Here is a 13,785-nt window from a genome sequence, read left to right on the forward strand (position 1 = left end):
TGATAAGGAAACTTATGCTTACAATAGGGATTGGAGTTGGTGTGCTCGTTAAGCACTATTATACATTACGACCTCTGCCTCCTTTTTATGGGGGGTTACGTATTTTATTGTGTATAAAAAAACTGCACATATCGGGAGCAGTCTCGGTGGGATATCGGCGAGTTTCGGTTAGTTATCCGCGCCATTTTGCATATATCAGCGACTTTTACAGTTATTTCTGCGAAAATCCTATTTTATCTGCGACTTTACCAATATATCAGCGACTCTAGCTAGTACTCCAGCCCATCCACTCCACAATCTCGCTGCCAACCAAAAAAAACCAGGCACCCCAAGGATGCCTGGTTTTCTCTTTATTTAATCTCTTCTTTTTCAAGAATAAGATAGTTCAGTTCTTTGCGTGGAATCTTGTTGTAATCTTCTTTTTGTGTGAAGTAGAATACGATTCCGATGACGATCCACACCGCTAGCGCAATGTAAGATGGTGCGGATAGGGAAGATTCTAAGAACCACAATGTTAATAATAAGAAGAAAGTGATAGCACTAAGCATGCCTAGTGCAGAAAAGGCTTTTTTGCCTGGTGATTCCATCATTTTGAATGCTGTTGCACAGCAATAGAAATACGCAATTGTTACACCGATGGAAGACATGTCTACAACCCATAGCAATGCTTCACGACCAAACCAAGGGGCGATCATGCATAGTAGAGCTGTGAAAATAATGCCTACATATGGTGTGTTGTATTTTGGATGTAGACGATGGAACATATCTGGAAGGATACGCGCACGACCCATCGCAAACATTAGTCGACTTGATGATAAGAAAAAGCCGTTTAAGCCTGTGAAAATACCCATTGTTAAAGCAAGGGCAATCACAAATACTCCGATTCGTCCAAGTAGGCTTTCAATCGCTGCACCTGTTGCCCATGAAGATTGCATAGCTGCAAGGTCCTGCCAAGGCTCTAAGCTAGAAACAATCAGGATCATTGCAGAATAAGCAAGTCCAGCGGCTAGAAGTGCATACACAATTAATTTAAATGCTTTTTCAGGAGGGAAGTTGAACTCCTCTGCTGCTTGTGGAATGTTATCAAATCCAACGTAAGCCCATGGTGCAATTGCCAAAATAGCTAAAATGGAAGCAATCGCTGGCTTGCTTGGATCAAATAAAGGTTGCATGTTCGCAGTAGATGCCGTGTCGTTTAGGAAGGCACCAATGGCTAGTAGAATAATTCCAGAAAGCAATACCATAGTAAAAATAAATTGAGTTCGTCCGGAAAAACTAGCACCGCGAATATTCAATATCGCAAAAACAATCAAGGCAATCGTAGATATTAATACTTCACCAAGATAAACATCCCAACCAGCTACAGTGTACAGTAGTCCAGTTTTCACTATTCCTGGGAATAAAAATTTACCTAACAATGCTAAAGCGGATGCGTTTAACGCAACAATACAAATATACCCTAACGTCAAGAACCAACCGGCTATAAATGCGTGGGTTCGTCCAAATCCGATATAAGCGTACGCAAATTCTCCTCCAGAAACCGGGAAATGTTTAATTAAAAAACCGTAACTTACCCCAATTACGGTCATAAGTACAGCTCCCAATAACAACCCAATAACAACGGCTAATGGACCTTTTCCGCCCATCCAATCAGTTGGTAGTACAAACGCTCCCCAACCAACGGCTGAACCGAACGCAATCGCCCATACCCAATGGGGTTTAAGGGTTCTGTCTAATTTCTTCCTCTGTGGGGTTCCCATAAGTAATAAATCCTCCTATTGTGTTTACAGTACCTACATATTATACGAAAATGGTGCCGACCGATGTCAAATCAGAGCAGATACCCTCACAAGTTTTCACTACCGATTCAGCTCCCGTATCCGCTTTCTAGCTACCCTGTAGCCTAGTTTTTTCTGATTTAAACGTTATTATGAAAAAAACTGTACATTTCCTAGAAAAAAGAAGAAATTTGATGAAATGACACTCACAAATATTGGAAGGTGAAACGAACTAATCTATAGCATCGTCTAATAGAAAAAGTTTTCATAATATACAATTTTATGGTTTAATTACAATGCGTAACGGAAATATGTTCTAACGTTGGAGTATTTACATATATTGCCGAACTGCTAGGAAAAGGATGAAAAAAATGACGTATAAAGTAGAAGTGGCAAAATTATTTTTTAGAAGAGAAGACAGTTTTTTTCAAATCAGAGAAGCTGAGCGTCTGACTGGACTCTGGAAGCGAATCCTGTTGTTCCTTGTCTTAAGCATGCTTGTGTTTGGTTTCACATCTTGGAAAGGGTTGGGGATGGAGCCGTTATCGTGGCAAGCAACAGATTGGTCGTTTGCTACATATGAATCGATGAAATTTTTCTTTCTAACAGGACGACTGATTTATGCTCTATTATTCTCGCTTGTCATCCTTTTTTTTACGCCGTTTATTTTTTGGATATTCACAGGAATTCCATATCGTAAACTTATTATTGTGCAACTGAATGTGCTGTTTCTTATGTTAATCGAACGATTGCTTTGGGTTGGATTTGTCCAGTATGCAGGGTTGGATTGGTTTCTATCACCTCTCTCATTTGGCATTATTACTGCGTTAATTACAGATCATGTATGGACAATCTATCTATTTGGAGCTATTTCATTGGTTCAACTATGGGCAATGTGGTTCCAGACAAAAGCACTTGTCGATTTTTCAGCAATAAAAAAGTGGAAAATGGCCATCCTGGTGTTTTTCTTACACTTATTTTATTGGGCAGCAAGCGCAACATTAGCTTATTATGACTTATACTTATTTTAATATTAATGGCAGGGATTGTGAGGAATCGAGATGAAGAAAAAAACAAAAGTAAGGCTGACTTTATTTGGGTCTCTGCTGTTTGTTGCTGTGAATATTTTTTTGGTCTGGTTCGATGAGAAAGAACTTACACGTCTGTCATACATAGAAGAGTGGGAGCAGACCTTTGAAGAGGATTTATATAATGAAATTGAAAATGAAGGAACATTCCAATCCTCTACTGTAGAATATTCGTATTTTGATAAGCAGGCAGGTTCTTTTAAACAGTTTTTAGTTGAAGAAGGCGAGCAAGTCGATGTTGGCGATGACTTATATGAATATGTTGTTCGAGACTATCAGGCTGACAAGCAACAACTGGAGAGTGAACAAGATAAGCTCGAAGGTGAAATTGATGTACTAGAAGATTATGTGGATGCAGTGGAAGATACAGATATCCCTGAACCTGAAGAGGATGAGCAACCTTATGTGGATGCGGAACTTTCGAAAGCACAGCGTGAGGCCAAAGCGAACATGATGCTAGAGAAAAAAGAGGCTCAACTCGAAGTGATAGAAGATCAATTAGATACATTATCCGATAACGGTCAGGTCATTCAAGTTGGAAGTCAGTATGAAGGTACGATCACAAATATCTCAGAATCGCTTGATAATCCGGCTATAACCATTAAGCAAGATGAATTGGTTGTAGCAGGGAAGGTTCATGAGGGAGAACGAAATGAAATCCAAGAGGGTATGAAGGTTCGAGGAAATCTCTTGAATCAGAACCAAACGTGGGAAGGCGCACTAGAATCTGTGGCGTCCTATTCGGAATATGAAAAAGATGACACTAGCTATTACAACTACACCATTGAATTAAACGAACAGCCAGAAGGAGCATTACAGGGCTACCACACTACTGCTTCTTTTATAACGGGTGAAGCACAAAACGCTCTTACAGCTGAAATTGGCTGGATTCAAGAACGACTGGAAGAAATAAAACCAGAAGAACCGGCTGAACAAACCGATACAGAAGTAGAAGACAACAGCACCGATGAAAGCGAAACGCCTGACCAACCAAGTGAAGAGGAAGGCCCTGCTGCATTCGAAAGACAACGCTTTATGTGGGTGATGACCTCTGATGGAACTACCCTCACAAAACCGATTGAAACGGGACTCGTGATGGGTGACCTCGTACAAATCACAGATGGAGTCGAGCTAGGACAATGGATTGCCGACGAAAATGAAAGTCAATTCTTTGAAGGTGGCACATTCTTAACACCGATTAATCGGGATCACTTAACGCTAGAAACAATCAAAGCACAAGAGAACTGGTGGAGCTCTATGAAAATGGGGATCCTTGTTCGATAAGAGGAAAATGAGGTTGTCATACGGGCAACCTCATTTTATGTATTGTGGTGAATGGTTGAATCACGGGAATAATTGATTTTTTGCGAATAGTGAAAGTGAGGATAAAAGTACTACTCTAGCGAATATATGAACATTTTCGCAAAAATCCCAACACAAACTCTGTTCAAGGAAAGATGTATATTCTTTTGGCGTTTACATGTCTAGCTCCAGTGCCCAGCACGTGTAAGGAACCATCCTAAAAAGGAGTGAATAAAATGAAAAAGCTACTACTCACGGGTTTTGAGCCTTTTTTGCAATTCCCAATCAACCCGACAATGAGCATTGTGGAAGCTTTGCAAGGGGAAGTCGTTGGTGAGTTTCAAGTTATTGGACACATTCTTCCAGTTGATTTTAATAAAGCAGGAACCACCATCAAGGAACTTGTTCAAGAAGAAGAGCCTGATGCGGTAATCGCACTTGGATTGGCTGGTGGTCGATACAAAATAAATCCAGAACGTATTGCAATCAACTGTAACGACGGGGAAGCAGATAACGAGGGACATACACCTGCTGGTGAAAAAATCATCTCAGATGGACCTGATGGCTTATTTTCAACGTTACCAGTTCAAACTATCGTGAGTCAGTTACAACAAAACGGGTATCCAGCCGAAATATCGAATACAGCAGGGGCATATTTGTGTAATCACGTCATGTATCAGGTGCTCTATGCACTCCAGGAGACAACTGTTCCCGCTGGCTTCATCCATATTCCGGCATCCCATGAGTTAGCAATCGAGCATCAACGCATTCCAAGTTGGGCGCAAGCTGATCTAACCAAATCAATCCGTATCGCGATCCAATGCTTATAATCCGATATGAAAAGAGGTGAAGGACGCGATGCAACCACCTCGTCAGAAACTAGTCGTTACCGTGAAAGACCCATATCAACCAAAAGCCACGCTTACCGCTTATGAAAAAGAAGCAGACGTCTGGGTTCAAGCGATGCCAACCATGGAAGCGGTAATTGGTAAACGTGGCATCCCTAAAGAAAGAGAAGGCGATCAACGCACACCAATCGGAACGTTTCCACTAGGTACAGCATTTGGATGGGGAAAGGAGCCTGCTTCCCTTCGTATTCCGTTTCGTGCAGTGGGGAAGGAAGATTATTGGGTGGATGACGTCACCTCTGAAGATTACAATCAATGGGTGCAATTTCAGGGAGATCCTACTACAAAATGGGCGTCATTTGAGCGGATGACGAACCCATTGTATAAATACGGTGTTGTCATTGAATACAATACCAATCCGATTGTAAAAGGGAAGGGAAGTGCCATCTTTCTTCATGTGAAGGAACCCGACACTCGCTATACGCAAGGGTGTGTGGCTGTATTAGAAAAGAATCTAGAAAAGCTATTACAGTGGCTGGACGCTAGTAAGTATCCGGTTATTCAAATTAAAGATTCATGAGGGGAGACTGCTTGAGAGCGGTCTTCTTTTTTTGTCTATTGAATGTGTGTGGGGTTGACGACTGGTGTTCCGAGCGAGAATTCAGGATTTGGAGCGACTTTCTCGAAATAGGAGCGAGAATGGAAGACCCACCAAATCACAGCGGAAAGCTAACATCCGAGCGCCCTGCCCCTCTCTAAATCCAGCACACCATCTAGTAAAATATAACCGCATGATTCGACTCGTTTCTCCCGTTTCATCTAGTTATCCGTTTGTGCACAAACCTAATTGAGATATAATGGAACCATTTCAAACTAGTAAAAATAAGAAGGAACATATATTACACATTTTACCATTCATGCTTATTTTGTTAATCGCTGTGATGGCGCCTGGGGTGGTTAGTCATGCAGCTGAACAGTCAGAAATCGACAAGCTGGAGAAACGGTCCGATCATAGTGTTGTTATTAACAGGTTATACAGATAACTACGTGTATATCAACAATCCTTATGGTCAAAAGAACCAAAAACTGAATCGTAGTCAGTTTGAAGCAGCATGGAAACAAATGGGCAGTCAGGCTTTAGTGATTAAGCATAAACAACAATAAAAAAGAGCATCACCGCTTATGGTGATGCTCCTTATCTTCTTAATAATTATTATGTTTGTAACTCTCCACCAGCTCATCAATAAACGTTATTAAGTCATCTCTCAATTCGTCTTGCTCTAGGGCAAGTTCGATCGAGGTTTTGATAAATCCTAGCTTCTCTCCTACGTCATAGCGACGACCAGCGAATTCATAAGCGAAGACGTTCTCGAATTCGTTTAGCTTTTGAATGGCATCTGTTAATTGTACTTCATTTCCAGCACCAAGCTCTTGGTTTTCAAGGATTTCCATGATTTTTGGTGTTAAAATATAACGTCCCATGATGGCAAGATTGGAAGGTGCATCCCCTTGTTTCGGCTTTTCGATAAATTGGCGAACATGATGGAGAGCTTCATTTTGTTCAGTTGGGTCGATGATTCCATAACGATGCGTTTCTTCATCAGGTACGGCTTGTACACCGACGATGGAAGATTTCGTTTCCTCATATTGTTCAATCAACTGCTTCAAACAAGGTTTCTCTGCTCTTACAATATCATCTCCAAGTAGAACGGCAAATGGCTCATCCCCAATGAATTTACGGGCACACCAAACGGCATGTCCAAGTCCCATCGGTTCCTTCTGGCGAATATAATGAATCTCCACTTTAGACGATTGCTTCACTTTTTCTAGCAGCTCTAGCTTCCCTTTTTTAATTAAGTTGTCTTCAAGCTCAACAGCATGGTCAAAGTGATCTTCAATCGCACGCTTCCCTTTTCCGGTTACAATAATGATATCCTCAATACCTGATTCGATAGCTTCTTCTACGATGTATTGGATAGTTGGTTTATCTACAATCGGTAACATCTCTTTCGGCATTGCTTTCGTAGCAGGTAAAAACCTAGTTCCGAGCCCTGCCGCTGGTATGATTGCTTTTTTTATGGTCAAAGCAAAACATCTCCCTTCCACACTAACTATTTCTTGTCTATTATTATTAAAGAAAGTATAAGTTGTTCGCTCATACATGTCTAGCTCCAGCGCCCAGCAAGCTTCCTGCACCTCCTTGCGATAAGTCAACATCGAATCGCTACCATTCTTCGTGTTTCCTTTATCTCATATGGAATCAGGGGAAGTTCGATTACAAGCGTTGCCTCACGCAGCAACATCGAACCAACTCACGTCCTGTGGGCAGCAGTTTGTACGTCGCTAACCGGGCGCTTGCGCTTTTGTTATTATAATACCTTTATTAACCAAAAATATAAAAAATAAGAAAAGGTGTTCAATATGTAAGCTATGTTCCATTCCCTATTTCTAAGTTTTCAAACGTCATTATAGAGAGGAGTTATGTTATGAAAAAAATAGGATGCTGGTTGTTGCCACTTACTTGGATGGGGGTTCTTTTTTATTCTTCTTCCACCCCTTACAAAGAGCAAAACATTAAGCCGTTTATGAAGACAAATTTGGACCTGTCCTTTTTAGAACCTTACCTACAATGGGTTTCCTTTACCTACCATCATACACAAGTCAGTATATCAAATCTAGGCATAGAAGGGTTAATTGAATTTTTTATTCGCAAAGGAGCTCACTTGTTCAGTTTCTTTTTGCTTTGTTTGTTGATTTATATTGCGATTCAACAGACTACGAAAATGAAACATGCTACTCAGCTAATCCTCAGTTTCTGTCTAGCTATTTCCTATGGTGCTATAGATGAAATTCATCAACATTTCACGTCAAATCGTACGCCCTATGTTGGAGATGTTATCGTAGATGGATTTGGTGCATTGCTTGCAGTTGGTCTTTTATTCCTTTTTTTTTTCGTTCGTTCGACAAAAAAACAAAGCGAATAGTGTAAAAAAGTGTAAATTCATAGTATGATAATCAAGAGGTGATAGCAATGGAGCATATAACGGAAGAGCATTTACAACATATACTGACGTCTTTAATTGATATGGCAGAGCGAAGCAAAATCCTTACGACAGATGAACTGTTACAACAACTCATAAGAGAACTGAAGACTCATCCTTAATAAAATCAGTGTATTGTTTAGGCTTCGCTAAAGTATCTCAGAGGTGGGTAAGTAACTCTGAGTTTTTTACTGTTGAAAACAATTTCATCGTACATACTTTGTTAACAATTTCATGCTAGATTAATGATATGCAAAAAATGTCAGATTTTCATATAATGTGAAACGTATTGAGGACCTTAAGCGTCAAAAATAGAGGAGAATCCTACATTCGTCCAATGTCGGATGGCTTGCAAAATCTGTATAATTTTAGTAGGTAAGTAGTAAAAAATAGGGAGGATATTATGATACATAAGTGGAAAAAGCATCAGTGGTTTGTTCGCGTTCTTTCCATTCTAGTAATCTTCCAAATGGCTGGAGCAGCATTTGAGATCCCTTTACTAGATCAAAATGAACATTCCAAAGTATCTGCAGCAGGATATGAAGTGAAGAAGGAGCAAACCGTATCACCAGACGTAAACTATAAAAATGAAGAAATTGATTCAGGAAGCTATGAGCAGTCTACATATGTTATGGAAATTGGCGTTGACGGACCCAATTCTACGATTCAAATGACGTATCCAGAACCTTTTCCAACGTTAGATCCTGTGACGACACAGGCTCAATCAATTGATGAAGAAGGAAATCGTGTGCTTGGATCCATCAACGGATCATTCTTTCACGTAAATCAGGCGTTACCAGCTTACTTAATTTCAGAGAATCAAAATATCTTTAATTTAGGGGCAGTTTCGGAAGACGCCAATGGTTATATGAGCGTTCCGACAGCATTTGGCATGACGCCTGACGGACGTGCCATGCTAGGAAAATATGAGCTGGACCTACATTTTGAGTATGATGATGAATCGTACACCATTGATTCGTATAACCGGGAACGTGGCGCCGATGAAATCATTCTGTACACACCGAATGATCGTTTTGATTGGACGAAAACCAACGAATACGGTATGGAAATCGCCGTAAGTGGGTTAGACAAGCCTGTTGATAGTAGTCAAATTAAATTCGGAGATACAGTCACGGGAGAAGTTGAGCTAATTAAAGAGTACGGTGATGATGCTCGTACAAAAGTACCTGATGATGGCTTTGTACTATCCATTCAAGGTGGAGCTCAAGCAGCGAAATTCGAAGATGTAGAAGAAGGAGATAGCATATCCCTTCAGATCAACAATGATGACATGTGGCAAAACGCCGACTATATGCTTGCAAGTGGACCGATGCTTGTGAACAACGGTGAGGTTGACTTGAAAATGAATGAAGATAGCTCTCGTGCAGGCGCGCGAGCACCTCGAACAGCAGTAGGCATTAACAAAGATGGATCGAACGTATATTTCATTGCTGTAGATGGACGTCAGAATGGCTATAGTGATGGCATGACGTTAAAAGAATTTGCTGAATACATTGAAAGCAAAGGAATCTATAAAGCTATTAATCTAGATGGTGGTGGCTCCACTACGATTACGGCGCGTGACCCAGGAGATAAGCTGCCTTCTGTTATCAACAGTCCATCTGATGGATACCAGCGCCCCGTTTCCTCGACACTACATGCTGTCAATACAGCTGAGACAGGCGAGCCAAGTGTCATCAAAGCTCATAAAGAGGAGCAAGGGAAGGTAGTAGAAGGCTCCTCTGTTGATGTAGCCGTTGACTACCTGTTAGATGAAAACTACTATCCGCTAGATAAAAGCCAAGTAGAATTATCTGTTGAAGGCGGCGTAGGCCATATGGATGGCAAAACGTTCGTAGCCGACCAAGCAGGCTCTGGGGAAATTGTAGCTTCAGCTGGTAACGCAACGAAGAGTTTACCAATTGAAGTCGTCGAAACAGTGGATCGTCTCGAAATCACACCTGAAGATGTAAAGCTAGGTACAGGCACAAAACAAACCTTTGATGTACAAGGGTTCTCGGATGATAACGAAAAGATTATCTTTAACAAAAACACAGCAACTTGGGATACGGAAGGCTCCATCGGCACCATTTCTGACGATGGTGTTCTTCAGGCTTCCGATAACAGCGCAGAGGGGGCCGTTGTTGTAAATATCAATGGACATGAATACAAAGCATCGGTTTCTGTAGGAGGCGTACGACAAATTCTTGATGGTTTCACTAGCAGTTCTGCCTGGGATTTTGACGCCATTCGCGCACGCGGTACCAATCGTATCAGTCAGGCATTTGAACCAGTAGCCGCTGGCGATACGTCGATGCGATTTGAATATAACTTCGCTACTGGTGATGAAGGTATAGCTGCTTCATACCTTGTACGAAACAACCCTGTCGAAATGGATGGTAGACCAAATCATATTGGCATGTGGGTGTACGGGGATGGCAGTGACCACTGGCTAAGAGGTAAATTACTAGATGGTACAGGCAAAACGTACACTGTTAGCTTTACCGAAGAAGGAGAACTAGACTGGAACGGCTGGAAGTATGTAAAAGCCGAAGTTCCAGATGAAGCGGCCTTACCATTATCTGTGCATAAATTATATGTAGCGGAAACGAGTGAAGATAATAAAGATTATGGTGTTCTATTCTTAGATAAACTTCGTGCAGCTTATAATGATAACGATGACGAGATAGACAACTTACAAGAATATGAATTTGTAGAAGAAGACAAAGAATGGAAAATCACCTTTAATACAGCCCTTCGTTCCTCTACCGTTACCAATGAAAACATTTATGTAGAAACCGTATCAGGTGAAAAAGTCGAAGGTGACGTGACCCTGAACAACGCCGAAGATGTTGTAACCATAGAAGAACCAGATAACGGATACACCGGAAACCAATTTTATAAATTAATCATCAAAGAAGATGTTAAATCTAGTGGTGGCGCTGACATGCGAAACCCAGTAGAAAAAGTCTTCCAAGTAGATTAATAGATTAAAAGCTGACTTGCTGTGATGGCAAGTCAGCTTTTTTGTCTAGTCAAGAAATTATAAACGGGTTGAGGGATAAAGTGATGTGGCCACGTCCAGCTCCAGCGCCCAGCAAACTTCCTGCACCTCCTTACGATAAGTTAACATCGAATCGCTGTCGCTCTTCGTGTTTCCTTTATCTCTAAGGACTCAAGAAGTTCTGGGTTGGGGTTCGACTAAGATCGCTGCATCGTGCAACAACATCGAACCACCCGCGTGTAGGCCGCAGCATATACGTCGCTAAACGGGCGCCTGCGATTCTGTTCTACCTTACGAAAGTTTAAATTTATTTAAAGGGAGATCTAAGTCTGTGTCTGCACGCCAAAAGCTTACCAATCGCTTTTCTATAGAAGTGAAGTTTCTTATATGGTTCTACTTTATTAATTCAAATCTTTTCCCAACATTAACTTTACTGTTTGACCCAATATATACTTCAAAATTACCTTCATCACTACTCCACTCTAAATCGGAATGATAATAACGTAATTGTTCTTCTGTTATTGTGAACGTGACAGTCTTTGTTTCTTTCGGTTCAAGGTGGATTTTTTCATAGCCTTTTAGTTCTTTTACTGGGCGTACAACTTCACCTGCAAGGTCCCTAATATACAATTGGACTATCTCATCACCAGCCATTTCCCCAGTATTTGTCACGTCAATACTAGCTTTGATTTGTCCAGTAGCATTTAGTTGTGTCGAGGATAAGCTAACCTCACCATAATGATAATTGCTATAACTTAACCCAAACCCAAAAGGGAAGAGTGGTTCATTCGGTGCGTCTAAGTATTGCGAAGCGAATCGCTCTTGTGCATCCGGTGCCTCTTTTGGTCTACCTGTATTAAAGTGATTATAGTAGACTGGTACTTGTCCTACAGAATATGGGAATGACATTGTCAATTTAGCAGAAGGATTTACATTGGCAACTAAGATATCGGCAAGCGCATTGCCTCCTTCTGTACCAGGATACCATGCTTCTAGGACAGCGTCTGAGTTTTCTACTACTTCTCGTAGATCTAGAGGACGTCCATTAAATAGGACTGTGACAACCTTCTTGCCTAGTGCTTTGATTTCTTTTAATAATTCCAATTGAACTTCTGGAAGACGAATATCAACACGACATCCTGCTTCACCACTCATGTCGGACTCTTCCCCAAGTGCTAGAATAACTACATCAGAGTGTTCAGCTGTTGTTATTGCTTCGCTAAATTGCTCTTCTGATCCATCTTCAATATTGCATCCTTTTGCGACTGGAAGTTCTTCAGATGAGAGAGCGGCTTTTAAGCCATTTTCAAACGTGACAGTGTCCTCACTTGCCCCTTTCCATGACCACGGTCCAAGTATATCTGTGCTAGTGGAGAAAGGGCCAATTAAAGAAAGGTTTTCCCCTTTTTTTAAAGGAAGTGTTTGTTCATTTTTTAACAAAACAATTGATTTGGTAGCCAGTTTCCTAGCTGCATTTCTATGTTCAGGTGCTAATACAATTTCTTCTTCTTCTTTTTCATTAGCAAAACGGTATGGATTATCGAATAACCCGAGTTTATCTTTTAGTGCAAGAATACGGGATACGGCTTCATTAAGGGTTTCTTCATTTAACTTTCCTTCATGGATTAATTCTTCCACATAGTTCACGTAACATGAAGTCATCATCTCAATATCGACGCCGGCTGTTAAGGCTTTTTGAGCAGCTTGTTTAGCATCCTCTGCTACGCCATGTGGGATCAACTCTTTTACTGCACCCCAATCAGATATCAATACTCCGTCAAAATTCCATTCACCTCTCAAAAGGTCCCGCATTAATTTTTTGTTGCCTGTTGCCGGGATTCCATTCAAGATGTTGAAAGCTGTCATCACCATTTCACAGCCTTCATCTAAAGCTGCTTTATAAGCAGGTAAGTAATACTCGCGCAGCATCCATTCCGACATGTCCACTGTATTATAGTCCCGCCCCGCTTCAGGAGCTCCGTACGCTGCAAAATGCTTTACGCATGAAGCGACATTATAGGAGTTATTAGATAAGTCACCTTGGAACCCTCTTACAAAAGATCTTGCAAAATCACTATTTAATAAGGAATCTTCTCCAGTAGACTCCATTACACGTCCCCATCTTGGTTCCCTAGATAAGTCCACCATAGGAGCGAATGTTACATGAACTCCCGAGACGGAAGCTTCTTTAGCAGCAATTCTTGCACTTTCCTCAGCAAGGTTTTGGTCCCATGAACAGCTAATGCCTAGAGGTACAGGGAAAATGGTTTTATACCCATGGATAATATCAGACATAAATAGAAGTGGAATACCTAATCGATTGTCTTTCATATGTTGTTTTTGGATATGAATCGTTTCCTTTGCCCCTGAGGCCCCTAAAACAGAACCTGTGTCTTCTATATCCTCATATGAAAGGTTCATATTCTCCATAGGTCCTGTTATTTCTCCCTGATCAGAAGCTCCTTTAAAGAAGGGAGTAGCTAGTTGGACAAGTTGTCCTACTTTTTCGCGTAATGTCATTTTGTTTAATAACGTAACTCTCTGTTCGTGATCCATAATAACCTCCTAAATCGAAATGTATCGAAACGTTTCGACTTCTTTGTAGACCAAAGTATAATGAGTGTTTTTTTGTAAGTCAATAGAATAACCCTTATAAATTAAGGTTTTATATTATTTTTAAAAAAATCAAAAAAGTTATTGAAAGCGAATACATGGTTCATTACA

10 protein-coding genes and 1 pseudogene are annotated in these 13,785 nt (G+C 40.8%); 8 read left to right on the forward strand and 3 right to left on the reverse strand.

Going from position 1 to position 13,785, the window contains the following annotated elements:
* Positions 1-350 precede the first annotated feature (350 nt).
* Positions 351-1,760, reverse strand: coding sequence for an APC family permease (locus tag GLW08_RS11450; RefSeq protein ID WP_160848782.1), 1,410 nt, complete (start codon positions 1,758-1,760; stop codon positions 351-353).
* A 389-nt stretch (positions 1,761-2,149) separates the two neighbouring features.
* On the opposite strand from GLW08_RS11450, the gene GLW08_RS11455 reads away from it, so the two are divergent.
* The 5 genes and pseudogenes from GLW08_RS11455 to GLW08_RS11475 all read left to right on the forward strand — a co-directional run.
* Positions 2,150-2,809, forward strand: coding sequence for a hypothetical protein (locus tag GLW08_RS11455; RefSeq protein ID WP_160848783.1), 660 nt, complete (start codon positions 2,150-2,152; stop codon positions 2,807-2,809).
* A gap of 30 nt (positions 2,810-2,839) precedes the next feature.
* A complete protein-coding gene (locus GLW08_RS11460; RefSeq protein ID WP_160848784.1) occupies positions 2,840-4,150 on the forward strand; it encodes an efflux RND transporter periplasmic adaptor subunit in 1,311 nt (436 codons plus the stop codon).
* A gap of 254 nt (positions 4,151-4,404) precedes the next feature.
* Positions 4,405-4,998, forward strand: coding sequence for a pyroglutamyl-peptidase I (locus tag GLW08_RS11465; RefSeq protein ID WP_160848785.1), 594 nt, complete (start codon positions 4,405-4,407; stop codon positions 4,996-4,998).
* Between the two features lie 28 nt (positions 4,999-5,026).
* The gene (locus GLW08_RS11470) at positions 5,027-5,596 is read left to right on the forward strand and encodes a L,D-transpeptidase family protein (protein ID WP_160848786.1); all 570 of its coding nucleotides are present in this window, start codon (positions 5,027-5,029) and stop codon (positions 5,594-5,596) included.
* 443 nt (positions 5,597-6,039) lie between these two features.
* Positions 6,040-6,180, forward strand: a pseudogene (locus tag GLW08_RS11475) (C39 family peptidase); the annotation flags it as partial.
* A gap of 39 nt (positions 6,181-6,219) precedes the next feature.
* Here the strand turns inward: GLW08_RS11475 and galU are convergent.
* Positions 6,220-7,101 (reverse strand): UTP--glucose-1-phosphate uridylyltransferase GalU, encoded by an 882-nt coding sequence (galU, locus tag GLW08_RS11480; RefSeq protein WP_237458412.1) that lies wholly within the window; start codon positions 7,099-7,101, stop codon positions 6,220-6,222.
* A 401-nt stretch (positions 7,102-7,502) separates the two neighbouring features.
* On the opposite strand from galU, the gene GLW08_RS11485 reads away from it, so the two are divergent.
* The 3 genes from GLW08_RS11485 (at position 7,503) to GLW08_RS11490 (ending at position 11,043) form a co-directional block, all read left to right on the forward strand.
* Complete coding sequence (locus GLW08_RS11485) at positions 7,503-8,000, forward strand: VanZ family protein (RefSeq protein WP_160848789.1); 498 nt, start codon at positions 7,503-7,505, stop codon at positions 7,998-8,000.
* A gap of 47 nt (positions 8,001-8,047) precedes the next feature.
* Entirely contained in the window at positions 8,048-8,179 is a 132-nt protein-coding gene (locus GLW08_RS22135; RefSeq protein WP_272917078.1) for a hypothetical protein, read from the forward strand.
* 281 nt (positions 8,180-8,460) lie between these two features.
* Positions 8,461-11,043 carry a phosphodiester glycosidase family protein gene (locus GLW08_RS11490; protein ID WP_160848790.1) on the forward strand — a complete coding sequence of 861 codons (2,583 nt, stop codon included), beginning with the start codon at positions 8,461-8,463 and terminating at the stop codon, positions 11,041-11,043.
* Between the two features lie 411 nt (positions 11,044-11,454).
* Here the strand turns inward: GLW08_RS11490 and bglX are convergent, their stop codons facing one another.
* Positions 11,455-13,617, reverse strand: coding sequence for a beta-glucosidase BglX (gene bglX / locus GLW08_RS11495; protein WP_160848791.1), 2,163 nt, complete (start codon positions 13,615-13,617; stop codon positions 11,455-11,457).
* Positions 13,618-13,785: the final 168 nt, after the last annotated feature.

Origin of the sequence: Pontibacillus yanchengensis (assembly GCF_009856295.1) — a bacterium.
Classification (GTDB): Bacteria; Bacillota; Bacilli; order Bacillales; family BH030062; genus Pontibacillus; species Pontibacillus yanchengensis_A.